General features: G+C 58.9%; 25 protein-coding genes. 11 read left to right on the plus strand and 14 right to left on the minus strand.

The genetic code is table 11. From position 1 onward, the window contains the following. Window positions 1-218 precede the first annotated feature (218 nt). From ACL2XP_RS14420 to pepE, 5 genes are all read left to right on the plus strand, one after another. Window positions 219-971, plus strand: coding sequence for an IclR family transcriptional regulator (locus ACL2XP_RS14420; RefSeq protein WP_413733469.1), 753 nt, complete (start codon window positions 219-221; stop codon window positions 969-971). A gap of 29 nt (window positions 972-1,000) precedes the next feature. Continuing rightward, window positions 1,001-2,659 (plus strand): OPT/YSL family transporter, encoded by a 1,659-nt coding sequence (locus ACL2XP_RS14425; protein WP_413733470.1) that lies wholly within the window; start codon window positions 1,001-1,003, stop codon window positions 2,657-2,659. A 72-nt stretch (window positions 2,660-2,731) separates the two neighbouring features. Further along, window positions 2,732-3,661 carry a DUF1177 domain-containing protein gene (locus ACL2XP_RS14430; RefSeq protein WP_413733471.1) on the plus strand — a complete coding sequence of 310 codons (930 nt, stop codon included), beginning with the start codon at window positions 2,732-2,734 and terminating at the stop codon, window positions 3,659-3,661. Between the two features lie 11 nt (window positions 3,662-3,672). After that, window positions 3,673-4,353: an AroM family protein gene (locus ACL2XP_RS14435; RefSeq protein WP_413733472.1), complete on the plus strand. Its 681-nt coding sequence runs from the start codon at window positions 3,673-3,675 to the stop codon at window positions 4,351-4,353. Window positions 4,354-4,369: 16 nt separating this feature from the next. Beyond that, the gene (gene pepE / locus ACL2XP_RS14440; protein ID WP_413733473.1) at window positions 4,370-5,077 is read left to right on the plus strand and encodes a dipeptidase PepE; all 708 of its coding nucleotides are present in this window, start codon (window positions 4,370-4,372) and stop codon (window positions 5,075-5,077) included. Window positions 5,078-5,140: 63 nt separating this feature from the next. Here pepE and ACL2XP_RS14445 read toward each other — a convergent pair whose 3' ends face one another. After that, window positions 5,141-5,872 carry an SDR family NAD(P)-dependent oxidoreductase gene (locus tag ACL2XP_RS14445; RefSeq protein ID WP_413733474.1) on the minus strand — a complete coding sequence of 244 codons (732 nt, stop codon included), beginning with the start codon at window positions 5,870-5,872 and terminating at the stop codon, window positions 5,141-5,143. A 109-nt stretch (window positions 5,873-5,981) separates the two neighbouring features. Between ACL2XP_RS14445 and ACL2XP_RS14450 the strand changes: the two genes are divergently transcribed. Further along, the gene (locus ACL2XP_RS14450; protein ID WP_413733475.1) at window positions 5,982-6,371 is read left to right on the plus strand and encodes a winged helix-turn-helix transcriptional regulator; all 390 of its coding nucleotides are present in this window, start codon (window positions 5,982-5,984) and stop codon (window positions 6,369-6,371) included. After that, window positions 6,368-6,928 carry a flavin reductase family protein gene (locus ACL2XP_RS14455; RefSeq protein ID WP_413733476.1) on the plus strand — a complete coding sequence of 187 codons (561 nt, stop codon included), beginning with the start codon at window positions 6,368-6,370 and terminating at the stop codon, window positions 6,926-6,928. Before ACL2XP_RS14450 ends, ACL2XP_RS14455 begins: the two co-directional genes overlap by 4 nt. A 31-nt stretch (window positions 6,929-6,959) precedes the next feature. Here ACL2XP_RS14455 and hcr read toward each other — a convergent pair whose 3' ends face one another. The 13 genes from hcr to ACL2XP_RS14520 all read right to left on the minus strand — a co-directional run bounded on the left by hcr (window position 6,960) and on the right by ACL2XP_RS14520 (window position 20,540). Next, on the minus strand, window positions 6,960-7,940 hold the full coding sequence (gene hcr, locus ACL2XP_RS14460) for an NADH oxidoreductase (protein ID WP_413733477.1): 981 nt from the start codon (window positions 7,938-7,940) through the stop codon (window positions 6,960-6,962). A gap of 11 nt (window positions 7,941-7,951) precedes the next feature. Then, window positions 7,952-9,610, minus strand: a complete 1,659-nt coding sequence (hcp, locus tag ACL2XP_RS14465; RefSeq protein WP_413733478.1) for a hydroxylamine reductase — start codon at window positions 9,608-9,610, stop codon at window positions 7,952-7,954. Between the two features lie 184 nt (window positions 9,611-9,794). Continuing rightward, a complete protein-coding gene (locus tag ACL2XP_RS14470) occupies window positions 9,795-10,241 on the minus strand; it encodes an Rrf2 family transcriptional regulator (protein ID WP_413733479.1) in 447 nt (148 codons plus the stop codon). Window positions 10,242-10,327: 86 nt separating this feature from the next. After that, complete coding sequence (gene yjiA / locus ACL2XP_RS14475) at window positions 10,328-11,287, minus strand: GTPase (RefSeq protein WP_413733480.1); 960 nt, start codon at window positions 11,285-11,287, stop codon at window positions 10,328-10,330. Window positions 11,288-11,335: 48 nt separating this feature from the next. After that, the gene (locus ACL2XP_RS14480) at window positions 11,336-11,539 is read right to left on the minus strand and encodes a YbdD/YjiX family protein (RefSeq protein ID WP_413733481.1); all 204 of its coding nucleotides are present in this window, start codon (window positions 11,537-11,539) and stop codon (window positions 11,336-11,338) included. A gap of 68 nt (window positions 11,540-11,607) precedes the next feature. Beyond that, window positions 11,608-13,758, minus strand: coding sequence for a carbon starvation CstA family protein (locus ACL2XP_RS14485; RefSeq protein WP_413733482.1), 2,151 nt, complete (start codon window positions 13,756-13,758; stop codon window positions 11,608-11,610). Between the two features lie 124 nt (window positions 13,759-13,882). Next, entirely contained in the window at window positions 13,883-14,734 is an 852-nt protein-coding gene (locus ACL2XP_RS14490) for an EamA family transporter (protein WP_413733483.1), read from the minus strand. Window positions 14,735-14,780: 46 nt separating this feature from the next. Further along, entirely contained in the window at window positions 14,781-15,392 is a 612-nt protein-coding gene (locus tag ACL2XP_RS14495; protein WP_413733484.1) for a KpsF/GutQ family sugar-phosphate isomerase, read from the minus strand. A gap of 30 nt (window positions 15,393-15,422) precedes the next feature. Then, the gene (locus tag ACL2XP_RS14500) at window positions 15,423-16,151 is read right to left on the minus strand and encodes a 3-deoxy-manno-octulosonate cytidylyltransferase (RefSeq protein WP_413733485.1); all 729 of its coding nucleotides are present in this window, start codon (window positions 16,149-16,151) and stop codon (window positions 15,423-15,425) included. Window positions 16,152-16,174: 23 nt separating this feature from the next. After that, window positions 16,175-17,173: an alcohol dehydrogenase catalytic domain-containing protein gene (locus ACL2XP_RS14505; RefSeq protein ID WP_413733486.1), complete on the minus strand. Its 999-nt coding sequence runs from the start codon at window positions 17,171-17,173 to the stop codon at window positions 16,175-16,177. Further along, complete coding sequence (locus ACL2XP_RS14510; RefSeq protein WP_413733487.1) at window positions 17,170-18,501, minus strand: aspartate aminotransferase family protein; 1,332 nt, start codon at window positions 18,499-18,501, stop codon at window positions 17,170-17,172. The genes ACL2XP_RS14505 and ACL2XP_RS14510 overlap by 4 nt, the downstream gene beginning before the upstream one ends. Window positions 18,502-18,524: 23 nt before the next feature. After that, window positions 18,525-19,790, minus strand: a complete 1,266-nt coding sequence (locus ACL2XP_RS14515; protein ID WP_413733488.1) for a sialidase family protein — start codon at window positions 19,788-19,790, stop codon at window positions 18,525-18,527. 390 nt (window positions 19,791-20,180) lie between these two features. Then, window positions 20,181-20,540, minus strand: coding sequence for an EcsC family protein (locus tag ACL2XP_RS14520; RefSeq protein ID WP_413733489.1), 360 nt, complete (start codon window positions 20,538-20,540; stop codon window positions 20,181-20,183). Window positions 20,541-20,814: 274 nt separating this feature from the next. On the opposite strand from ACL2XP_RS14520, the gene ACL2XP_RS14525 reads away from it, so the two are divergent. From ACL2XP_RS14525 to ACL2XP_RS14540, 4 genes are all read left to right on the plus strand, one after another. Then, window positions 20,815-21,852 carry a LacI family DNA-binding transcriptional regulator gene (locus tag ACL2XP_RS14525; protein WP_413733490.1) on the plus strand — a complete coding sequence of 346 codons (1,038 nt, stop codon included), beginning with the start codon at window positions 20,815-20,817 and terminating at the stop codon, window positions 21,850-21,852. A 221-nt stretch (window positions 21,853-22,073) separates the two neighbouring features. Then, window positions 22,074-23,405: an MFS transporter gene (locus ACL2XP_RS14530; protein ID WP_413739163.1), complete on the plus strand. Its 1,332-nt coding sequence runs from the start codon at window positions 22,074-22,076 to the stop codon at window positions 23,403-23,405. Between the two features lie 45 nt (window positions 23,406-23,450). Next, window positions 23,451-24,620 (plus strand): L-talarate/galactarate dehydratase, encoded by a 1,170-nt coding sequence (locus tag ACL2XP_RS14535; RefSeq protein WP_413733491.1) that lies wholly within the window; start codon window positions 23,451-23,453, stop codon window positions 24,618-24,620. Window positions 24,621-24,838: 218 nt separating this feature from the next. Beyond that, window positions 24,839-25,555 (plus strand): GntR family transcriptional regulator, encoded by a 717-nt coding sequence (locus ACL2XP_RS14540; RefSeq protein WP_413733492.1) that lies wholly within the window; start codon window positions 24,839-24,841, stop codon window positions 25,553-25,555. Window positions 25,556-25,584: the final 29 nt, after the last annotated feature.

The following is a 25,584-nucleotide window of genomic DNA, read 5'->3' on the forward strand; positions in this document are numbered from 1 at the left end:
CCGTCGCTGGTCCCGGAATATTTGCCGCTCCCGCCCCGCGCCCAAGGCCGGCCGGTTCAATGCTCATTAATGGTGCGGCCAACCCATTTTAGCGCATCAAATACCGAGCGCTTTTCCCGCCATCCCTGCCGGCACCGCGATCCGGGCGGTACTAAAACCTGGCCCGTTCTTTGCTTAATCCTATATAACGGAACATGGTTCCATTTTATGAGACCGGCATGAGCATACTTAACAGCACCGCCGCGATTTTGCGCCTGATGAGCACCCTTAAACGCGGCGTCACGGTCAGCGATGTCGTGGAACATCTGCAATTTCCCAAAAGCACCGCCTCGCGTCTGCTTAAGCAACTGGCGCAGGCGGGGTTCCTGGCGCGCGATGCCGCCTCCCTGGCCTATCAGCCAGGGCTGATGCTGCTGGAAGTCGCGCATCTGGTGCGCCGCAACTCATCCCTGACCGATCATATCGAACAGGCGCTGCGCGATTTATGCCGGGTAACCGGCCATACCGGTTATCTGTCGGTGCTCGACGGCCACGATGTCCTGGTATTGCGCGTCATCCCCGGCGTGCATGCGCTGCGGGTGATCCGCAACCCCGGCTCACGCTCGCCGGCGTGGCGCACCTCCACCGGACGCGCTTTATTGGCCCGCCTGTCGCCGCACCAGCTCGACAGTCAGTTCCGCGCGGCCATTCCCGCTACCGTGGAGCACGCGATGCCATTTGCGCAATTAAGCGACAATCTCGCGGCCGTGCGCCAGTGCCGCTGGGCCTCGGCGGTGAACGAAGCGGTGGCCGGCGCGGCGTCGGTAAGCTGCGCGGTGAGCGATCCCAATAGCGGCGAAACCATCGCTTTTTGCCTGACGTTTCCGGCCTCGATGGCCAATGAATCAGAAATAGACCATCTGGCCCGCCGGCTATGCGCGGCGGCGACGGATATCGGTACCAAGGTCGGCGATTCCTATTGGTTTCGGTGATCTCTTTTTTAGCGCAGCAGGAGCTCTTTATGTTTAGTCGTCCCCCCTCCCATCCGACGCCGGAGAACCCGGCCCCGCTTTCCGCGCCTGGCGGCGCCGGCGGTCACGGCACGCATCCCGGCAGCTTCGATCCCGGCACGCTGCTGTTTTTATCACTGCTGAGCATCTTTGGCGCCGTGATCGGTATTCAATTGCTGACCACGCTGGGCGTAACGCCCAATACGTCGATTATCGGCGCGCTGGTGGCCATGATTATCGCCCGTGTGCCGCTGCAATTGTTTAAACGGTTCCGGTCGATTCATATCCAGAACCTGGCGCAAAGCGCCATCTCATCGGCGACCTTCGGCGCGGCCAATAGCCTGCTGCTGCCCATCGGTATCCCGTACATCTTCGGGCGTCCCGACCTGGTGCTGCCGATGTTTATCGGCGTCGCCATGGCCATGCTTTTGGACGGCTATCTGCTGTATCGCATGTTCAACACCACGGTATTCCCGGCCGCCGGCGCCTGGCCGCCGGGAGTCGCGGCGGCGGAATCCATCAAAGCGGGGGATCAGGGCGGGCAGCAGGCGGGCATTTTGGGCGCGGGCCTGCTGCTCGGCGCCGTGGGTTCATGGTTTAAATTACCCATGGCCGCGCTCGGCACGGCGTTTATCGGTAATGTCTGGGCCCTGTCGATGTTTGGCCTGGGACTGCTGATCAGGGGATATAGCGCGCCGATCGCCGGCTTTGATATCGGCAAGCACTACATCCCCCACGGTATGATGATTGGCGCGGGGCTGGTGGCGCTGTGCCAGGTGATCGCCACCATTCGCGGCGGCAAGCTGGATCGGGCCAATGCCTCATCCGCGGACATCGATGCCGCCCAGGCCGATCGCCGGCACATCATCAGTTCGCTGGGGCTGGGGGCGGTGGGTTATATCATTATCGCCGCGCTGATTGCCCTGGGCGGCGGGCTGTATAGCGCCATGTCCGTCGGCATGCTGCTGGCGTTTATCCTGTATGCCGCCTTCGCCGCCTTTATCCATGAATTGATCGTCGGCCTGGCGGCCATGCATTCCGGCTGGTTCCCGGCCTTCGCCGTGGCGCTGATTACTCTGATTATCGGCATCATGATTGGCTTTCCGCCGGTGGCGCTGGTGATACTGTGCGGCTTCTCCGTGGCCACCGGCCCGGCGTTCGCGGATATGGGCTACGATCTGAAAGCCGGGTTTATCCTGCGCGGCAATAATGCCGACCTGGCCTTTGAGTTGGAGGGACGCCGCCAGCAGCTGTTTGCGGCGATGATCGCGTTTGTTATCGCCATCCCGGTGGTATACCTCAGCTACCAGGGTTATTTCGCCAATGGCCTGGTGCCGCCGGTGGCCAAGGTTTATGCCGCCACCATTCAGGCCGGGGTCTCCCCCGACATTGCCACCTCCCTGCTGATTTGGGCCGTCCCCGGCGCGTTGATCCAATGGATTGGCGGATCGCGGCGCCAATTGGGCGTGCTGCTGGCCACCGGTCTGCTGATCGCCAATCCGCTGGCGGGTTGGGCGGTATTGATCGGCATCGCCATCCGCCTGGCCGTACTGAAACTGGGCGGCGAAAAGATGCGCAACCGCATGGAAGTTTTCGCGGCGGGCATTATCGCCGGCGATGCCCTGTTCAGTTTTTTCAATTCGGTATTTTCCAGCAAAAGCGGCAAATAATTGCGCCGCCCGCCGTCTGAACGCCGGCCGCGGGCGCGTTTACCGTCCGCATCAATATAGTGAGAGATAGCCATGAGTTTGTTACAGACCCTACATGTATTCGAAGCATTCGACAGCGCCTTTGCCAACGGCCAGACCGTCGTGCGCCTGCTCGCCGATTATCCGGCGGCGCAGGTCAGCGTAACCGAAATCACCGGCGCCAAAGGCAAGACGGATTTCGTCAAAGTCGTGATTCCTGGATATGAAGGTAAACGCGGCGGCGGCACGGCGCCGACGCTGGGTATCGTAGGCCGTTTAGGCGGTATCGGCGCGCGGCCGACGCGCATCGGCCTGGTCTCGGACGCCGACGGCGCCATCGCCGCCATCGCCGCCGCCGTCAAGCTGGCGCATATGCAAATCCAGGGCGATGCCCTGCCCGGCGATATCATCGTGACCACCCATATCTGCCCCGATGCGCCCACCCGTCCCCATGAACCGGTGGATTTTATGGACTCGCCGGTGGAAACCGAGGATATGAACGCGCAGGAAGTCCTGCCGGAAATGGACGCGGTGCTTTCCATTGACACCACCAAGGGCAACCGGATCATCAACCATAAAGGGTTCGCCCTGTCCCCCACGGTTAAACAGGGCTATATCCTGCGGGTAGCGGAAGATTTGCTGCGTATCATGGAGATGACCAGCGGGTTGCTGCCGGCAACGTTTCCCATTACCACCCAGGATATTACTCCTTACGGCAACGGCGTATTTCATCTGAACAGCATCTTGCAGCCCTCTATCGCCACCGACGCGCCGGTGGTGGGCGTGGCGATTTGCGCGCAAAGCGCGGTGCCCGGCTGCGGCACCGGCGCCAGCCATGAAACGGATATTGCCGCCGTGGCCAAATTCGCGGTGGAAGTGGCGAAAGAATTTACCCGCGGCACCTGTTGCTTTTACGATACGGCGGAATATAGCCGCCTGCTTGAGCTTTACGGCTCCCTGGCCCATTTGCAACAACGGCAGTGAAGGAGATAATCATGTCCGCAACCTTGTTGGGAACCTTGACCATCGGCCAGGCGCCGCGCGCCGATATCACGCCGATCCTGCTGGAGCATTTGCCCGCGGGGGTTGAATGCGTGCATATGGGCGTGCTTGACGGGCTGGATCGCGACACTATCGCCCGCTATTTCCCCGTGGCGCCCGGCGAAGCCGTACTGACCACCCGGCTACTGGACGGCGGCGCGGTGATTTTGGGCAAAAACGCGGTGCGCGCGGCGGTGATTGACAAACTTGGCCGGCTGGAAGCGCGGGGCTGCTCCATAATCGCCCTGCTGTGCACCGGCGAGTTCCACGGCCTGAGCTGCGACCGGGCATGGCTGGTGGAACCGGATCTGCTGGTCCCGCCGGTGCTTACGGCGCTGTCCGGGCCGCGCCGGGCCGGTATCCTGGTGCCGCTGGCGGAACAAATGACCAGCGAAGGGGCCAAATGGCGCTCCCTGCAACAACCGCCCTGTTATGCCGCGGCGTCGCCCTATAACAGTACGGAGCAACAGCTTGGCGCCGCCGCCCTGGAGCTTAAGGCGCAGCGGGCCGAGGTGATCGTAATGGATTGCATGGGCTATACCGAGCAGCATCGGCGGATAGTGCATGAAGCCACCGGCCTGCCGGTGATATTATCGAATGCCTTGCTGGCCCGCTTGTTGGCGGCGCTGGTTTAAGCGTTACGGAGGGAATATGGAACTGTTATTACTGAGTAATTCGGTGCTGCCCGGCCACGGGTATCTGGCGCATGCCATCGCCCCCATGCGGGCGCTGCTAAAGCAGCGGCGCCAGGCGGTGTTTGTGCCTTTCGCCGGCGTAACGACCAGCTGGGACGACTATACCGACAAGGTGCGCCAGGCGCTCGCACCGCTGGATATTGAACTGCAAAGCCTGCATGCCGTAGACGACGCCCTGGCGGCCATCCGCCAGGCGGATGTGATTATCGTCGGCGGCGGCAATACGTTCCACTTGCTCAAATGCTGCCGCGAGCGGGGATTATTAACGGCCATCGCCGAACGGGTACGCGCGGGAGCCGCCTATATCGGCTGGAGCGCCGGCGCCAACCTGGCCTGCCCCACCTTATGCACCACCAATGATATGCCCATCGTCGATCCCTGCGGTTTTGCGGCGCTGGACCTGATTGATTTCCAGATTAACCCGCACTATACCAATCTGCTGCCGGCCGGCCATCAGGGGGAAACCCGCAACCAGCGGCTGGCCGAACTGCTGCGCGCCCGCCCCGAGATGACCATTGTCGGCCTGCCCGAAGGCGATTGGCTGGCCGTGAATAACGGCCAGGTACATCTGGCCGGGCCCTACGACGCGATATTATTGCGCGCCGGCCAGGAATCCGTCACCCTGAGTCCGGGCGGCCCGGCGCTGCCCGTGGGCGAACGCTAAACCGCAACTCCCCCTACCCCGCGCGCCGGGGGGCTACCTCCCGGCGCGCGGGTCATGGCTGCATCATACCTGGGCCATGCCGCCGTCAATGCACAGTTCGGCCCCGGCGATATAACTGCTTTCATCCGACGCCAGGAACAGGGCGGCGGCCGCGACTTCCTGCGGCAGGCCCAGGCGTCCCAGCGGAACTAGACCGGTCAGGGCCTCCCGGGCCTGGTCGGTCACCTGGGCGAACATCGGCGTGTCGATCGGCCCGGGGCTGAGCGTATTGACCCGGATGCCGCGCGCGGCCAATTCGCTGGTCCAGGTGCGCGCATAGGAGCGCAGCGCCGCCTTGGTGGCCCCATATGTGGTATATTCAGGGGTGCCGATCGAACCGGCAATCGACCCCACCAGCACGATGGCCGCCCCCTTCGACATCAGCGGCAGCGCTTTTTGCGCCGTAAACAGCGTCGCGCGGGCGTTAAGATTAAAAGTCTTGTCATAATGCGCCGGCGTGATGTCTTCCAGCCGGCTCGGTTCGCTGACGCCGGAATTGGCCACCAGGATATCCAGCCGGCCTTTTACGGCGCCCACCCGCGCGAACAGCCGTTCCAGATCGGATTCCTGGGTAAGATCGCCCCGTATCGCCTCCACGTTTTCGCCAATCACCGCGACCGCCTTATCCAGTTCCTCCTGCCGGCGGCCGGTGATAAAAACAAACGCGCCTTCCACGACGAAACGCTGCGCGATGGCCAGGCCGATGCCGCTATTGCCGCCCGTGATAACCGCGATCTTACCGCTTAAAATTGCCATATCGATGTTCCATTTTGCCGTGAGATTAATTGGAGCACCATAGTATATAATGTATACTTACTGTCAATTAGGCACTTTATATCGCTTAGGTATCCATATGGTAACCGTCATGTCAGAACCCAATGAGCAGGTATTCTGCGCGGCCTGCGCCACCCGCCCGATTCTCGATCAAATCGCCAATAAATGGACCATAATGATCCTGACCGTGCTCTGCGCCCGGCCGCAGCGCTTTAACGCCATAAAGCGCCAGTTGGAAGGCGTGTCGCAAAAGGCGCTGACCCAGGCGCTGCGCCGGCTGGAGAGAAACGGGCTGGTCGCCCGGCGGGTGGTTCCGGTTTCACCGGTGGCGGTGGAATACTCCCTTACGCCCCTCGGCCGTTCATTGCAGCAGCCCTTCGAGGCGCTGTACAACTGGACGCGGGAACATCTGCCGGCTCTGGAACAGGCGCAGCGGGAATTCGATCGGCGCTCGGCCAACCCCCATGAGGAGATAATATGACCCGATTCGCCAGAAAAAACGATCTTCCGGTCAGCCTGGCGCGGCGCTATCTCGAACCCGGCCCCATCGTCCTGGTGTCATCCCGCTGGCAGGATCAAACCAATATCATGACCCTGGGCTGGCAAACGATATTGGAATTCACCCCTTCGCTGGTGGCCTGCATGATTTCGGCCGGCAACCACAGTTTTGAGATGATCCGCCAAAGCGGCGAGTGCGCGATCAACCTGCCGACCACCGCCCTTACCGATGCCGTGGTGGGCATCGGCAATACCTCCGGCGCCGACATCGACAAATTCAGCCATTTTGGCCTGACGGCGGCCCCGGCGCAGCGGGTGCGGGCCCCGCTGATTCGCGAATGCCATGCCCATTTTGAATGCCGCCTGCATGACGACGCCATGATCGACCGCTACAACCTGTTTATCTTTGAGATTGTGAAAGCGCAGGCCGCCTCGACCCCGAAATACCCCGAAACGCTGCACTATACCGGCGACGGCGTATTCATGGTGTCCGGCAAGGTTATCAGCCGGCGGCGGCAGTTCCGGCCGGAAATGCTGTGATAGCTGCTCCGGGCGCCGCCGCCCGGCCCCATCAGGCCAGCACGATATCGCTCTGCGGATAACAGCTGCACGCCAGCACGTATCCGTCGGCGATGTCCTGTTCGCTCAGGGTCATGGTGCTGGTGGTGCGATAGCGGCCCGCGGTTATGCGGGTTTTGCAGCAGCCGCAAACCCCGGCGCGGCAGGCGGCGTTCACCGGCACTTTTTCCGCTTCCAGGGCGGCCAGCAGCGACAGGCCTACGGGCGCGCTGAACGCCGCCAGCGGCCGGGAGCGCGTAATGGTCAGCAGCCCGGCCGCCGCGGCCGGCGCCGGCGTATGAAAGCGCTCCAGCACGACGTTTTCGGCGCCCAGCGCCCGGGCATCCGCTTCCTGCTGTTCCATCCACGGGGCGGGACCGCAGGCCATAACCGTCCTGGCGGCGATATCCGGCGCCAGGGCGCGCAGCGCCTCCCGATGTAATCTTCCCGGCTGGTAAACCTCGCCGGCATCCAGTTCGGTGAACACGGTCAGGCGCAGCCAGTTGCCCAACGCCAGCCACGTGGCGGCGAAAATAATATCCTCCGGCGAACGCACGCAGTAAATCACCTGTACGTCCGCCGCAGGACGATTGGCCGCCAGCCAGCGGCACATGGACATAATCGGGGTGATGCCGCAGCCCGCCGCCAGGAACAGATAGCGATCGCTTGCCGGGTCACGGCAGGTAAACTCGCCCTGCGCCGCGGACAGCCACAGATAATCGCCGGGTTTCACCCGCTGCGTCAGCCAGCGCGACCCCAGGCCGTCCGCCAGGCGGCGTACGGTCAGGGTTATAAAACGGCTCTGGCCGGGGGACGACGAGAGCGTATAGGCCCGCACGGCAGCGCCGTTATCGATACTCACCAGGGCGAACTGCCCCGGCAGATAAGGATAAAAATCGTGGTTGATCAGCGCCAGCGTCCAGACATCCGGCGTCTCCTGGATAATATGGTGCACCTGCATGCGGTACGGGCATAGCGGCGAAGGCATAGTCATCGCAAAACTCCTCAGGCCGGAACGGCAAGTATCGTATCCATATCCTGCGTTACCGTGGTGATGGAACGCATACCGAATTGCTGGTTTAGTATCGCCATCAGGTTTTCCGTCAGGAAGCCGGGGGCGGTCGGGCCGGTATAAATATTCTTGACGCCCAGGGACAGCAGGGTCAGCAAAATCACGATGGCCTTTTGTTCAAACCACGACAGCACCATGCTCAGCGGCAAATCGTTCACGCCGCAGCCCAGTTTGTCGGCCAGTTTGACCGCCAGGGTGATGGCGGCATAGGCATCGTTGCACTGGCCTACATCCAGCAAGCGCGGCAAGCCTTCCAGCGTGCCGAAATCCAGTTTGTTAAAGCGGTATTTGCCGCAGGCCAGCGTCATGATCAGGCAATCATCCGGCACCGCGCGGGCAAAGTCGGTGTAATAGCTGCGCTCATCGCGGCTGCCGTCGCAGCCCCCGACCAGAAACACGTGGCGCAATTTTTTGCGCACGACCAAATCGATCACGGTGTCGGCCGCATCCAGCAGGGTCTGCCGGCCGAAACCGACGGTAATCAGATGCTCGATTTCACTGTACGGGAAGCCGGCCAATTGCCGGGCCTGGGCGATGACCGGGGAAAAATCCTCGCCTTCCAGGTGCTTGACGCCCGGCCAGCCGACGATGCTGCGCGTCCAGATACGATCGTTATACTGCCCCACCGCCGGATCGATAATACAGTTGGAGGTCATCACCACCGGCCCCGGGAAACGGGCGAATTCGCTTTGCTGGTTTTGCCAGCCGCTGCCGTAGTTGCCGATCAGGTGCGGGAATTTTTTCAGTTCGGGGTAGCCATGGGCGGGCAGCATTTCGCCATGGGTATAAATATTGATGCCCTTTCCCGCGGTTTGTTCCAGCAGCATGCGCAGGTCTTTTAAATCATGTCCGGAGATCAAAATCGCTTTACCGGCTACCGGCCGCACGTTCACCCTGGTGGGCACCGGATTGCCGTAGGTTTGCGTCTCGCCGCGATCGAGGATCGCCATCACGGCAAAATTCATTTTGCCGATATTCATCGCCTGGGCGAGCAGCTCGGCCATATCGGATGGACGAGTGCCCAGCCAGGCCATAATGTCGTGGTATTGGCGGTAGATATCATCATCGAACTGCCCCAATACATGGGCATGCTCCATATAGGCCGCAGCCCCTTTAAGCCCGTACAGGCACAGCAGGCGCAGGCCGTGGATATCTTCGCCCACCTGTTCCCGATCGAGATCCAGGGCGAAGCGCGGGGCTTCCAGTTGCAAACCGGCCACGGAGAGCGCGGTAAAACGGAGATGGGCCAGAGGATGGTCAAGCTCCAGTTCCGGGTCCGCCTGCAGGCAGCGTTCAGCCAGGCCATCGCGCAGCGTCAGCGTTTGCCCGATATATTCCACGATGCGCCGGGAATCGAAGTTGACGTTGGTGAGTGTGGAAAAAAAAGCGCGCGGGGCAAAACTGTCCACGAGATGATCGATAATCCCCAGGTCGCGCGCCTTGGCGGCCCAAGCAGACAGGCCGTGCAGCACGGCCACCAGTAAGTCCTGCAAATCCGATGTTTCCGCCGTTTTTCCGCACATGCCCTGGGTGTAGGCGCAGCCATTACCTGACGGCGTACGGATGGTTTGTTCACATTGCACACAAAACATGATGGCCTCTTTTGTTATAAGATTCATTTTAAATGCATGTTTAAGGTTATGTGCAGCCGCTATGGATGAACAGCGATTTAAACGCTATCCGCGCTTTGTTTGATTTAGCGCAAGTTTGCGTGCGGGCATGGCGGGAAGCGATATGGCGGGAAGCGGATTGGCCGGCGCGGCGCTACGGCATCGCTCAGGGAATGACCGCGGCGTCCTTGATATCCATCAAGGTATAGAGTTCTTGAATTTGGCTACGATTATGCACTAAATCCGCCAGGGTATACTCGTCGAGCACCTGGAAAAACGCATTGGTGGCCTTGGCCAGTACGCCCGGCAAACCGCAGGCCGGCGCAATAACGCAGTTGGCGCAGTCGACCAATACGCAGCCTTTCTCGGTATGGCGAATCAGGGTGCCGATATTAATATCCTGCGGGGGGCGCCCCAGGCGTATGCCGCCGTTGCGCCCGCGCAGCGTCTCGATGTAACCGAGCCGCGCCAGATCCTGCACTACTTTCATCAGGTTATTTTGCGAGATATCGTACCGTCGCGAGATGTCGGCGATGGAGCACAGGCCGCCGTCCCGGGAGCCAAGGAATATCATTACCCTGACGGCATAGTCGGTATAACGCGTGAGTTTCATGGCAGCACCTCGGATATATTAACCCTAGGGTAGCATAATCGCGCGGCATGCATAAGTCCGGGGGCGCGGCGCCCCCGCTAACGGAATTACTCCAATGCGGCGAAACCGGCGCGGATCGCCGGTTCCGGCAAATCAACGCCGATAAATACCATCACGCTGGTTTTGACTTCGTCCGCCCGCCATTCCCGGTCCCAATCGGCGCTATAGAGGCGCTGTACGCCCTGGAACAACAACCGGCGCGGTTCGTCTTTAATTGCCAGTATCCCTTTATAGCGCAATAAATTATCGGCATAAGTCACCAGCAGGCTTTCCATCAGGTCCGAAACGGCCGCCAGCTCCAGCGGCGTATCCAGCGAGATTACGATGGATCGGATGCTGTTTTGCGCCGCGATAAGCGGTCTGAAACGCGGTTTGGCCAGATTCAGCCGATCGTTGAGGATAAACCCATCGACGTTAAACAACCGCGCCATGGTTATCTCGCCGTTAACCACCGGATACACCGGCGCGCGGGCGTTGATATGCTGCAACCGCTCTATCAGGGCGGCGCTGTCGCCGGCGACATCGGTTTTGGTCAGCAAAATGCGATCGGCAAAGCCGACCTGGGCCTGGGCCACGGTAAATTGGGTGAGCTGCTGGTCGGCATGAACCGCATCCACCAGGGTAATGACGCCATCGAGTAAAAAACGTTCGCTTAATACCGGATGGGAGAAAAAAGTTTGTATCACCGGCCCGGGGTCGGCCATGCCGGTGCATTCAATCACCAGGCGGGAGAAATCCAGGCTGCCGTCATCGATGCCCGCCAGCAAATCGAGCAGCGCGCGTTCCAGTTCGTTGGCGCTGCTGCAACAAATACACCCATTGCTCAGGGTGGTGATCCGGGTAGAGCCCTCGCCCAGCAGGCTATTATCGATGGGTACTTCGCCGAATTCATTTTCAATCACGGCGATTTTTTCACCGTGCCGGGTATGCAGGATATGGCGCAATAGCGTGGTTTTTCCCGCACCAAAAAAGCCGGACAAAATCGTGGCCGGCAGTGGCTTATTCATGCATCCTTCCTCTTGCGCTCACCGCGTTCATCAGCGCCGGCCAGCCCTTTAACAACAGCGGAAACCACCTTTGCCGTTACCGCCGTAGCGCGCTTCCTGACGCTCGCGAAAGAACTCTTCATACGTCATTGCGGGCTGGTCGGGATGATTGACGGTCATATGTTGAACATAATTGTCATAATCGGGAATGCCCACCAACATCCGGGCAGCCTGTCCCAAGTACTTACCTGCTTGACCCAAATTTCCAAACATGCGGCATCTCCAGAAGAAAAGCCCGCATAGGCCGTTCGGACTATGCGGGGCATGGCTGATGTAAGCGCTTAGTGGCTGGACGAGGTGATCACCCCTTCCGCCGGTATCGCGACATATGACGTTTCTTTATCGGTGCGCCCGGGCTTGCTGCGCGCTTTAAGGGCAGTCTTAACACCATAGAATAATATGCTGTATACGACAATCAGGAACAGGATGCTTAAGCCGGCATTGGTATAGTTGTTTACCACTATGTGATGCAGGTTGCTAATTTGCTGGGCGGTCAGGGTCGCGCCCTGCTCGTTAATCTTCTGATTGGACGCGCGGGCCAGATATAAGAACCCTTCCAGCTGCGGATTCTGGCTAAACAGTTTCAGGCCGAGCGCCCAGGTGGTGCAGATAAGCAGCCAGACCGCCGGCACTACGGTGACCCAAATATATTTGGTGCGTTTCATTTTGATTAGCACCACCGTACCAAGGATCAGCGCGACCGCGGCCAGCATCTGGTTGGAGATACCAAACAGCGGCCACAGGCTTTTCACCCCGCCCAGCGGATCGACCACGCCCTGATAGAGCAAATAGCCCCACAACCCCACGCAGCCCGCGGTACCGGCCATACCGGCCAGCAGCGAGTCGGTCTTTTTGAGGAACGGCACGAAGTTGCCCAGCAGATCTTGCAGCATAAAGCGGCCGGAGCGGGTGCCCGCATCCAGGGCGGTTAAGATGAACAGCGCTTCAAACAGGATGCCAAAGTGATACCAGAAGCCCATATCGGCGCCGGGAATGATTTTATGGAAGACGTGGGCAATCCCCACCGCCAGGGTCGGCGCCCCGCCGGCGCGGTTCAGTACCGAAGGTTCGCCGATATCTTTGGCGGTTTGCAAAATCTGGTCGGGGGAAATGACAAAACCCCAGGAGCTTACCGTGGCCGCCGCATGGGCGGTGACATCTTTGAGCGAAGCCATGATCATCGGCGCGTCCGACGTGCCGAGATTATGCAGATCGGGCATGGTAATGCCCAGCGCCGCCGGTGGGGTGTTCATGGCGAAATAAAGGCCGGGTTCGATAATGGATGCGGCCACCAATGCCATGATAGCGACAAAGGATTCCATCAGCATGGCGCCGTAACCGATAAAACGGGCGTCGCTTTCGCTGGCCAGCAGTTTGGGCGTGGTGCCCGAGGCGATGAGCGCATGGAAACCGGACACGGCGCCGCAGGCGATCGTGATAAACAGGAACGGGAATAATGCCCCTTTCCACACCGGACCGGTGCCATCGATAAACTGCGTCATCGCCGGCATTTTCAAGTCGGGATTGATGATCACGATACCTACCGCCAGGCCGACGATAACCCCGATTTTCAAGAAAGTGGCCAGATAGTCGCGCGGCGCCAGGATCAGCCATACCGGCAGCAAGGCCGAAACAAAGGCATAACCGATCAACGTATAGGTGATGGTGGTATCTTTAAAGGTTAACGCCGGTCCCCAATAGGGATCGTGGGCAATCACGCCGCCAAACCAGATAGCCAGCAGCAGTAATACTACCCCGATCACCGACACTTCGCCCACCCGTCCCGGGCGCAGGAAGCGCATATAAATCCCCATGAACAGGGCAATGGGCACGGTGGAGCAGACGGTAAACACGCCCCATGGGCTTTCGGCCAGGGCTTTAACCACGATCAGGGCCAGCACCGCCAGGATAATAATCATAATCAGGAAGCAGCCGAATAGCGCGATGGTGCCGGGCACCGGCCCCATCTCTTCTTTGATCATTTCACCCAGGGAAACGCCGTTGCGGCGCGATGACATAAACAGCACGATAAAATCTTGTACCGCGCCGGCCAGGACCACGCCCGCCAGCAGCCACATGGTGCCCGGCAGGTAGCCCATTTGCGCGGCCAGTACCGGGCCGACCAGGGGTCCGGCCCCGGCGATGGCGGCAAAGTGATGGCCGAACAAGACGTTTTTATTGGTGGGGACGTAGTTGAGGCCATCATTGTTAACCACGGCCGGCGTTGCCCGGCTGGGGTCCAACTGCATGACGTTCTTGGCGATATAGAGGCTGTAGTAACGATAAGCCACCAGATACACCGCGATTGAGGAAACCACGATCCACAGGGCGCTGACATGCTCGCCGCGGCGCAGTGCCACCACGCCGAGGCAGCATGCCCCTATCAGCCCGATGATTAACCAGGGGATATGTTTGAGAATATTGTTTTTCATTATGATTCGTTCTTCAGTAGGGATACATGGAGACGTACTCTATGCCACCCGTACGCGGGAAATTGCGTATTTTCCACCAGCGGTCAAATATGCGGATAAACGGTCAAATACCGCCGCGAACGGTTTAGGCATTCCCCCCTTGCCGCCTTGCCCGGTATTGGCCCGCGAAAATGGCCGCCATGCCGGCCATAACGATCAGCATCACCCCCACGAGCTGTATGGCGGGGGTATGCTGCCTGAGCATAAGCCTGCTGATAATTATCGCGGCGCAGGGCTCCAGACTGACGACGATACTGAACGTCCAGGTGTTTATCAGCCTTAAGGCCGACATCTCCAGGAAGTAAGGCAGCAGCGGCAAAAATACGGCGGCCGCCAGCGCCGCCAGCAACTGCCGGCCGGAAGGCATGCTGAATGCGGTTATGATAAACGGCGACATCAGCAGCGACGCCATCACCATCGCCAGCGCCAGACACCGGAAACCGGGCAGCCCGAGGGCCGTTTTTCGGGCGCTGACGATATACAACACCCAAAAAGCACCGGATAACCCGGCCCAGCAGATGCCCGGCCAGGCGCCTTGCGCGCCGTTGACCTGCAGGCCAATCAGCGCCATGCCAGTAATGGCCAGCAGCGAAATGCCATAATCGATTTTGTTTTTGGCCGCCGCGACGGCCAGGAAAAAGGGGCCAAGAAATTGCAGGGCCGTGGCGGTGGGTATGGGAATATAGTGCAGCGCGTTGGTAAAACATAAAGCCATTCCGGCGACCGCCGTTGCCAGGCAACAGACATGGCGGTTAAACAGATAGGGCAGATAGCGCCGTCTGAGAAATAAGCAGGCCATCATGGCGCCGAGAGTTAATCGCAGCCAGGCGCTCATGGCGGGCCCCAGGTCGGCGATCAGCCCGTAGGCCAGCGCCGTGCCGACCTGGGAGACGATAAGGCTGGTCAACAGCAGTGCTGCCCCCAATAAAAAGCGCATATCCGATACTCATTATCCTGATGCGGGCCACTGGCGCCCGCCCTATTTAACCGGGCACCCGCGTTGCCAGCCGTTTTCCCAAGGTCCCTGAAGGATGGTTGCGCGAAAAATCCTGCGGCGAAAAACCGCTTAATTCCATCAGTACGATGGCCAGGGCATCGCCGAGGGCCAGGGTGGCGCTGGCGCTTACGGTCGGCACCATATCGAACGCGCAGGCCTCCCCCTTGATGCTGAACGACAGGCTGATATCCACGTTTTCGGCCAGGGGCGAACGGCTATTGCCGGTTATGGCGATCAAGGGAATGCGCCGCAGCTTTAAGTGCGGTAATAATTCCATGAGTTCTTCGGTTTTACCGCTAAAGGAGATCATGATGACAATATCATTGGCCGTTATCATGCCCAGATCGCCATGCTTGGCTTCCGTAGGATGGATAAAAAAGCTGGGAGTGCCGATCGATGAAAGGCTGGAGGATATTTTTCTGCCGATATGGCCGCTTTTTCCGACGCCGATGATAATGACATGGCCGGTTGACGCGTCGATTAAATTTACCGCCTCGCAAAATCCGCTGCTGTATAGCGTCTTGGACAGTTCGTATAGTGCTTCAGCTTCTTTGGCCAGAACCCGGCTACCGATTTGTGCGATCGTTTTTTTGTCCATGATGATGATCCCGATGGGATGGCAATCCTCTTAAAGAAGAATTTTTCTCGCCAGATTAAGGTCGTCCAGCGTATCGACGCCGAGCGGATTAACGTCGACGATGGAGATATCGATGCGCATGCCGTGCTCCAGGGCCCTGAGCTGCTCCAGCTGTTCACGCTGCTCCAGCGCGCCCGGCGGAAGGCGGGAAAACTTCATCAACGCGCTGCGCTTGTAGGCATAAAGCCCGATATGGTGGTAATGCGGCCCGTCTCCCCATGGAATCAGGTTGCGGCTGAAAAACAGCGCCCGTCCGGTTTTATCCCCGGGGCTGAGCGAGACCGCCGCTTTAACGACGCTGGGCGCCGCAAGCTCGGCGGCGGTGGTCGCCACCGAGGCCAGGGTGGCTATTTCGGCGCCGGGCAGATGCAAGGGGGCGATCAGGGTAGCCAGCATCGCCGGATCGGCGGTCGGCATATCCCCCTGCAGGTTGACCACCAGGTCATATTCTCCTGCCGGGTCTACCATTTGCAGGGCGGCGCAGGCGCGGTCCGAGCCGCTCGCCAGCGCGGGTTCCGTCATCACCGCCTTGCCCCCCGCCCGCTGCACCGCATCGGCGATTTGCCAATCGTCGCAGGCCACCACCACCGGGCCAAGGTTGGCTTCCATGCCCCTGCGCCAGACATGGACAACCATCGGGATGCCGTTAATTTCGGCCAGCGCCTTGCCTGGCAGCCGGGTAGACGCCAGGCGGCTGGGAATAATCGTTAAAATATTCATAATGACCTCGCAAAATATATTTTCTATTGCTGAATAATGATTTTTTTATTTGATTTAATGGCTCCATAGTTTTTAAACACCTGGTCGATCTCATCCAGGGCATGAAAACTCAGCAGATGATCGTGTTGCAGGGTCCATTTTTCCTTGAGCAGCGCCGCCGCTTCAGTCATATGGATGGCATCGCCGTTGAGGTGGCAGAATCTGATTTCCGGCTGTTTCCAGGGCAAGCGCTCGGGAATCAACGGCTCGTCGGAGTGATAGCGGCTTAGCACCACCAGCCGGGCGCATTTGCCGAGCAGCCCGCAGGCCAGGGCAAATCCGGTGGAACTGCCGGTGGCTTCAAAAACCAGGTTGAAATCGTTGCGGCCGCCGAGACGCCGAATCCGGTCGGGATACAGGCTGCGCAAGTGGTCGACCTTATAGTCGTTATGATCGTGGATATACAGGTCGATCGCCGTGGTTTCGAGTATGGCGAAAATCAGTAAAGATCCCAATCCCCCGCAGCCCAGCACCAGCGTCTCTCCGTAGCGATCCTGCAAAGCGCCTACCGCCAAGGCGTGCAGGGCGACGGATAAAGGCTCGACCAGGGCCCCCATATGGGTGCGGCCATAATGGGGTAACGGATGTACATAGGAATAATGGATATCGATATAACCGGCATAACCGCGGTTGGAATAGCGCTGCTCGGTGCCGTTGATGCATAAATGCCCCAGCTTTCGCAGGCAAAAATAGCAGGCGCCGCAGCGGAAATTGGGGTCTATAACCACCGGCCGGCCGGGGGCGAAACCCGTTACCCCTTCGCCGAGCGCGTCAATCACGCCGCAGTGTTCATGGCCTAAAGAGACCGGGTACCCTTCGTCCCGGTGCCCCAGGTAGAAGGACCGGTCCGTACCGCACACGCCGCAGTGGCTAAGCTTCACCCGCACGTAACCCGCGGGAATTTCTGCCAGCGGGGAATGGATCAGCGCAAAGGTACCCGGTCCGTTAAGTACGGCGACTTTGTTCAATGCTCCCCTGCTCATGATGGCCTCCAGGCCAGTTCCAACTGGGTGATGGCCACCGCGGCCTTTTGCAGCGTACGCCGTATATCCTCGTCGGTATGCGCTATGGAGACATACCACAGCCCCTCGGGCGTGATCCTGATTCCCTGGTCCTGCAAAGCGGCGTGCCACCGGCCGGTCAGCTCTTCGCTCAGCCCGTGGCGCGCGCTCCGGTAGTCGTCGACGGCATGCGCGCTGGTCCTGAACGTGGTCGTCAGGGCGCCCGGGCTGGATCGGATTTGCATGGGCAACGGGGTAGTGTCGGCGATGTCCTGCAGGCCGTCGCGCAGGGCGCCGCTCATCCGGTGGATATGGTGCAACTGCTCGCCGTTATTGGCCGTCAGGATGTCAAGATTGGCCAACGCCCCGGCCAGGAACGGCGGAAACGAGTTGTAGGTGCCGGTATGGATGGTTTTGGTGCTGGCCAGCAGGCCCATGAAACGCTGCTTGCCTGAAATGGCCGCCAGGCAAACCGGCCCGCCCAGCGCTTTGGCAAACGTGGAGATATCGGGAGTGACGCCGTAATACGCCTGCGCGCCCCCGGTTGCCGTTCTGAACCCGGTCTGGATTTCGTCGAAAATCAGCACTATGTTATAGCGGTCGCACAGCGCCCGTAAGGTGGCTAAATAATTGGCCGCGGGCGTTATATTGCTCCAAAAACTGTTAAACATGATGGGTTCGGTGACAATCGCGGCGATATTATGGGCCTGCCTGGCGAGCGTCTGCTCAAGGGCGTCGGGGTCGTTCCAGCATAAGGAAATAATATTATCGGCATCGCTGTCCGGCTGGCCCAATGACATGGCCGTCACGCCGCCCGCGCCATCCGTCAGGATGTCGGGAGCGGTGAATCCCCAGGCGATATTGTCGAACCAGCCGTGATAATGCCCTTCGAACCGGATGATTTTTTCCCGCCCGGTAGCCGATCGGGCCAGACGCAGCGCAACGTGCACCGCTTCCGACCCCGAGTTGCAAAACCGGGTCATTTCCGCGCCGGGAACCAGCCCCTTGATTTTTTCCGCCAGCAAGATCTCCAGCTCCGTTTGCCCGGCAAAAAATTGCCCCTGCTGATATTGCTGCGTGATGGCGTCGATAATCTGTTTATTGGAATGACCGGTTATCAACGGGCCCCGGCCAAGCACAAAATCGATATACTGGTATTTGTCGACGTCCCAGACGTAAGCCCCGTCTCCCCGGGCATAAAACATGGGGTGCGGTTTCCAGTTGGCCCGGTTATTACTTGATACCCCGCCGGGAACGATTTTGGATAATTTTTTATACAGATAAAGAGAAGTGTCATAATTATTAGCCATTAAATACCCCCATTGAATCGGTGTTAAACAATCAGCTTGCGAAATTGCTTTACCTTATGAAAGGTAATTAAATTGGTATATTGGCCGTTGAGCGCTTGGTCATCTCCGGAACGGGCCACCAGCAAAATGTCTTCGCCGGAGAAAATAAAAGAAGGATAGTTTCTGGCATGGCATTCGGTTTCGCCTTTGGTTATGATGGTCGCCAATAGCCAATCCACGGCATTTGCCGAATAAAACAGGCCTAACATATTGCGCTGATTTGACGGCAGATTGTATCTGCCCGCGGGAATTGAGCTTAACGTGCACATGGAATCCATGATGATTGAGCTTGCCATCCAATAAAGCCTGGTTATGGCATCATACACAATATAAAATTTCAAACCGCCGCCGGGAAACGGAATTAACGAGAGCTCTTTTCCCGAAGGGGCCTTGACCCCGTCTAAAATAATACGCCCGTTCGCCAGTTCCCTGGCTTGCAGAATTGCCGCATATCCCCCGCCGTTGCTATTTACCCTTAAAATAATATGCAGCGTGGCGTTCGCGGGATCGTGCCAGATATGCCGGGGGTCCGCTACGCGGACAATATTCCCCTCAAGCCATCCCGGCGGCGAGGCGCTGATGCCCGGAGCCAGGTGGCGCGGGCCGTTGCGATCGGATGGGTAAAAAGGAATGCCGAAATGCTCGCCAAACGCCGACAGGGCGCCGCCAAACCGTTCGTTAAACGAGAACCCCTCGGAAAAGGTCCAGGCCCCCCGTTCCAGCAGATTGCCCCGCAGGTTGCCGCGCAGCAGTACCGGCGTCAGGCCCGCCACGTTCCATCCCTTGATGCTCAGGTCGGAGCGCAGGTCCATGCAAAGATAGAGATAATCGTCGTCCTGGATGATATTGGTGGCCGAACCGTGCCACAGCTCCCCGCGGGTCAGGGCCACTGGCGCGGTCCAGGTGCTGCCGTCATCATCCGATTTGATGATGTACAGATCCCCCGCGTTACCGATAATATACAGCGCCCCGCGGCTTTCAAACGGCCGTGCGTGCCAGAAAGGGAAAGCGCAGCGTTCCTCCCAGGTTGCGCCCGCATCGTCGGAAAACACGATTTTACCAAGACCCTTCCTGGTGGTTAGCCGGTCTTGGCCCGGGGAATCCAGGCCGGGACCGCCTATATCCAGCGTGACGATCAATCGCCCCGTGGAGCTTTGCAAGATCGCCGGCGTGTAGCACCACAGCCCACATGGATTGCTGGATCGGTAAATAATATGGCCATTACCCGTTTCGTTTTCCATTGTTTTCATGCGACGCTCCTTATCCGTTGCCACGTTTTATCGCCAGCGCTGCTGCCCGCGATAAAACCCGCCGTTTGGAACATGCCCGCCTCAAAAAGGACCTTATAAATCCTGTTGAAAAAATTATGTCACTTAATATTATTATCTGTAATTTATAAATAATTCCCTATGCCAAACATATTATTTTAAAGCAGTGACAAATGCGGATGTTTATTTTCCTGATAAGTTATTTTATTTTTAACTATTTTATTTTAATCTTTATCTTAAATTATATATTAAATATTATATCAATACCCAGGCAGCTTTGTTCGGGAATAGTGCATTAATGATACTAACTCCCTATACTGTGATGCATTATTCAGTTATCAGTCAAGAGCAAAGCATATTTAATAGTAAATATTAGCTCAACGGATATTGATAACTTAGCGGGGGCTGGACTATTTCCTGAATAATATGCGCGCCGACCCGCCCGGCTAAAAATCGCTCGCGATAAAGATAATAAGCGGCATCGCAGACTTTTGCGGTGAAATAGGCATTGTAGCCGGCGCCGACGGCCGCGCCTGCCAAAGGTAAGACCTGGGCCGGCTTGACTTTGGTGATACGCACCCCCGGCGCGTTGCCGATGTGCTGGAGACATTTCATAAAGGCCTGCTTTTCCAGTTGCTCCCGGGCCTGTTTTTCGCCGCTCCACCCGGCGCGTGGGGTTTTCCAACGTTGAATCTCATCGATCGCGAGCTGTTCATAACGGCTTGGTAGCATACTGCCGGCCTCTTATATCTCAGGAGTTAAAAGATTGTCTGCGGTGGGCGACACGCCAGCGGGACGCCGCCGCCCGGGATCAGGATTTCCCGCGGGGAGGTGCAGAATGCGTGCCGGGCGGCGCCCAGGCAAGCAGCGGCTGCCGTTTTTAAAACGGTGATTCCAAAATGCGAAAAAGGCTGGCGGCCATCCGGCGATAGGGGTCATTTGACCGCGTGGAATGTGTTAATCTTCTGCAGGCACGATTGCTAACAGATTTTTCCAGACGGTAAACATGGTTAAAAAATCCAATAAAGGCACGGCACAGTCAGCGGCGGCCAGTCCTACCCTGATAGATGTCGCACGCATAGCCGGCGTATCGCCGATCACCGTATCGCGGGCGCTGAACCGGCCTGAACTGGTCTCAGTCGCCGCTCAGGACAAAGTTTTCGCCGCGGTGCGCGCCACCGGTTATGTGCCCAACATGCTGGCCGGCGGCCTGGCCACCAATAAAAGCCGGCTGATCGCGATCTTTGTGCCGACCATCGCCAACTCGATTTTCGCCGAGACCGTGCAGGCGCTGATGGACAGCCTTACCGGCGAAGGCTACCAGGCGCTGTTGGGCCTGACCGGATACTCCAACCAGCGGGAAGAGCAACTGCTGGACGCCATTCTGGGCCGCCGCCCCGACGGCATCGTCCTGGCGGGAACGCTGCATACCGATGCCAGCCGGGAGCGGCTGTGCAAATCAGGAATACCGGTGGTGGAGATCTGGGATTTAAGCGATACGCCCATCGATATGCAAATCGGCTTTTCCCATGAGCGGGTCGGCATCGAGGTGGCCGGACATTTATTTGATAAAGGCTACCGGAATTTTTCGGTGCTCTCCCTTGACGACCCCCGCGGTTTGCGGCGCAGCCGCAGCGTGGTGGATGAGCTGGCCAGGCGCGGCGTGCCCGGCGTGCCGATTGAAATTGCGCCCGCGCCCGCCACCCTGCTGTCCGGACGCGAGGGGCTGCGCCGTATTCTGGCGCAGCGCCCTCATGCCGACGTGGTGATTTGCAGCTCCGACACCATCGCCGAAGGAGTGCTGGCCGAGGCGGCCAGCCGCGGCATTACCGTGCCCGGCCAGCTGTCGGTCATGGGCTTTGGCGATCTTTCCAGCGCCGCCCAGGTTTTCCCCGCCCTGTCCACGGTGCGTATCGACGGCACCCGCATCGGCCAGCGGGTGGCGCAGGCCCTGCTGGCCCGCTTCAGCGGCCAGGGGCGGGAACACGACCCGCTCTGGATCGATACCGGCTTTAGCATCGTCGACCGCGATTCCACACGTTAAATATGAAATAGCTCACAAATGTAGGGTTATTTTATTGAATGATTGCGCAATCATACTAGCATGTCTCAGGCTTGCTCTTGGACATGGCGTTCTTTGCCTTAGAAATGATTGCGCAATCATATCACGTAATCCGACAGGGCTTGCGCCATGAACCCGCTTCCTTAAAAACAACATCTCGATCGCCCTACAAAAAAGGAAATAATGTGAATACCACCAAGGCCATGGCGAAGACCAATATTCGCTACCTGATACTGGCGATGATATTTCTCGTCACCATCTTCAACTATGTCGACCGCGCCACGTTGTCCATCGCGGCGCCGATTTTGCGCAAAGATCTGGGTTTTGATGCCGTGTCGATGGGCGTCGCCTTTTCCGCCTTCGGCTGGGCTTATACCGCCATGCAAATTCCAGGCGGCATCATTCTTGACCGTTTCGGGTCGCGGATCGTGCTGGGTATCAGCCTGATCGCGTGGTCGGTACTCACCTTCCTGCAGGGATTCGTCGATCTGTTCAGCTCCGCCCTGCTGGCGCTGTTCGTGCTGCGCTTTTTAATGGGCGTGGCGGAATCCCCGGCGTTTCCGGCCAATAACCGTCTGACGGTAATGTGGTTTCCGCGCCACGAGCGCGGCATGGCCACCGCCATCTTCCAATCCGCGCAGTATGCCGCCCTGGCCATTTTTACCCCGATCATGGTATGGCTGCTCAGCAACTGGGGCTGGCAGCATGTCTTCTTCTTCACCGGCGGCGCCGGCATCTTAATCGGCGGGTTGTGGTTTTTCGTGGTGCAGGAGCCGCGCCGTCACAAGCGGGTTAACCAAGCCGAACTGGAATATATCGAAGCCGGCGGCGGTTTGACGTCTTTCGGCGATACGCCCACGCCGTTTAGCTGGCGGCAAATCAAGGCCATCGGCGCCAACCGCATGATGCTGGGTATCTATCTGGGACAATTTTGCCTGACGTCCATCACCTGGTTTTTCCTGACCTGGTTCCCCACTTATCTGATCGAAGCCAAAGGCATGACCATTCTCAAGGTGGGCCTGGTGGCGGCGGTGCCTGCGGTAGCCGGCTGCCTGGGAGGCATGGTGGGCGGCGCCTGGTCCGACTGGATGCTGCGCCGGGGCTACAGCCTGACCGCTGCGCGCAAAACCCCCATAATCTGCGGACTGCTGTTATCCAGCAGCATTGTTACCGCCAATTACGTTCAGTCCGTTACGGTGATCATCGCGGTGATGTCGCTGGCCTTTTTCGCCAAAGGCGTGGGCAATCTCGGCTGGTGCATCGTGGGCGACGTTTCGCCCAAGCATGCCATCGGCATCAGCGGCGGCATGTTCAATTTATGCGGCAATCTTGCCAGCATCGTCACCCCGCTCGCCATTGGCCTGATGATCAATAAATTCGGCTCTTTCGACTGGGCGCTGATTTATGTCGCCGCCATGGGCCTGCTCGGCGCCATCGCCTATTTATTTATCGTCGGCCGGCTGGAGCGGCTGGAATCCGACGCGCCACAACCGCCAGCGGTCAGCGCCCGCCCGGCCATAACCCAGCCGAAATAAACGCGCGCTGTCCACTTTCATTCGTTAGCAGCAGGAGAAGTCATTATGTCTACCCTATCCACCACCACCACCGCAGCCAATAGCGCCGATAACGACCGCATCAGCTGGGTACGCGTTTCATCGGTTTTCTTGCCCCTGGCCAATCCCATCAGCGATGCCAAAGTGCTTACCGGCCGGCAAAAGCCCATGACCGAAATCGCGATTTTGTTTGCTGAAATCGAAACCCGCGACGGCCACCGCGGGCTGGGGTTCAGCTATTCGAAACGGGCCGGCGGGCCTGGGCAATTCGCCCACGCCAAAGAGATCGCGCCGGTGCTGATCGGCGAGAACCCCAGCGATATAGCCAAGCTGTGGGACAAACTGTGCTGGGCCGGCGCCTCCGTCGGCCGCAGCGGGCTGGCCACCCAGGCTATCGGCGCGTTCGACGTGGCGCTCTGGGACCTGAAAGCCAAGCGAGCCGATTTGTCGCTGGCGCGTCTGCTGGGCGCGCAGCGCGATTCCGTGCGCTGCTATAACACCTCCGGCGGTTTTTTACATACGCCGCTCGATCAGTTGATGAAAAACACCGATATTTCGCGCGAAAAGGGCATCGGCGGCATCAAGCTCAAAGTCGGCCAGCCTGATTTTGCGCTGGATCTCCACCGGGTCAGCACCATCCGCAAGCACCTTGGCGATGCGTTCCCGCTGATGGTGGACGCCAACCAGCAGTGGGATCGACCCACCGCCCAACGCATGTGCCGCCATTTTGAAGCGCTGAACCTGGTGTGGATCGAGGAACCGCTGGATTGTTATGATGCCGAAGGCCATGCCGCCCTGGCGCAGCAATTCGATACGCCCATCGCCACCGGCGAAATGCTGACCAGCGTGGCCGAGCATTGGGAGTTTATCAAAAACCGCTCGGCGGATTATCTGATGCCCGACGCGCCGCGGGTAGGCGGCATTACCCCTTACCTGAAAGTCGCCGCGCTGGCGGAACATGCCGGTTTGATGATTGCCCCGCATTTCGCCATGGAGCTGCATGTGCATCTGGCCGCCGCCTATCCCACCGAACCCTGGGTAGAGCATTTTGAATGGCTGGAACCGCTGTTTAATGAACGCCTGGCCATCAAGGACGGCCGTATGCTGGTGCCCACCCTGCCGGGATTGGGACTTACGCTGAGCGGCCAGGTGGCCGCCTGGACCGCGCAAAGCGCCGAATCCGGCCAACGCGCCTGACCTACCGACGCCCGCCGCCTGGCGCGGGCGTATTCCCCATTCCAGACGCCTCCCCCTGCAAGCGGCCTTCCGTGAGCAGCTTAGCTAAGCTGTTTTTTGACTATACGTATAACAATTTCTTATTTGCCTAACAAATCACCACGACTCTACACTGAAATCCGTTAAGCGCTTCAGTACCACGCTGTGAGCTGCTCACCGTCAAAACAAAAGAGGGTCAGATGGCTATATCGACTGAAGCAACGACCGACTTGCCCTTGGGTGATGTGGCTTATCTGCGCATCCGCCATGACATCCTATGCTGCCGCCTGCTGCCCGGCGCCATGATCACCGAAGCCGAGCTGATGGAAAACTACGCGCTGGGCAAAAGCAGTTGCCGGGTGGCGCTGGCCCGGCTGTGCCATGAACATCTGGTGGAATCCCGCCCCCGCAAAGGCTACCGCATCGCGCCGATTACCGTGCAGGACGTGGAAGAGATTTTTTCCCTGCGCATCCAGTTGGAGCCTTTCGCCGCCCGCCTGGCGGTGGGCAAGGTGGATATCCAGGAGCTGCGCGAACTGGAAGCGGCCTGCCGGGTGGAGTTGCACGCGCCGCTGCCCGAACAGATCGATGTGTTTATGAATGCCAATAAGCGCTTTCATCTGGCCATTGCCCGCGCATCCGGCAATAACCATCTGATCCGCACCCTGTCGAGCCTGATGGACGAAATGTCCCGGCTGGTGGCGCTGGGCTTCAATGTGCAAAAAATCAAACCCGAGATCAAACACGATCACAATGCCATGATCCAGGCATTTATCGATGGCGATGCCCGGCGGGTGGAGGTTATCGCACGCCGCCATATCGAAACCTTCCAGGTCATGACCATGGAAAAAGTGTATGCCACCCTGAGCAAAGGGGGGGCCATATTGCCCATCCTTGAGCGGAGCAAATATCTATGAGCGTCCTGGCGCAGGACTTTGACCCGGCG

Origin of the sequence: Sodalis sp. RH21, assembly GCF_047324175.1 — a bacterium.
In the GTDB taxonomy this organism is placed as follows: Bacteria; Pseudomonadota; Gammaproteobacteria; order Enterobacterales; family Enterobacteriaceae; genus Acerihabitans.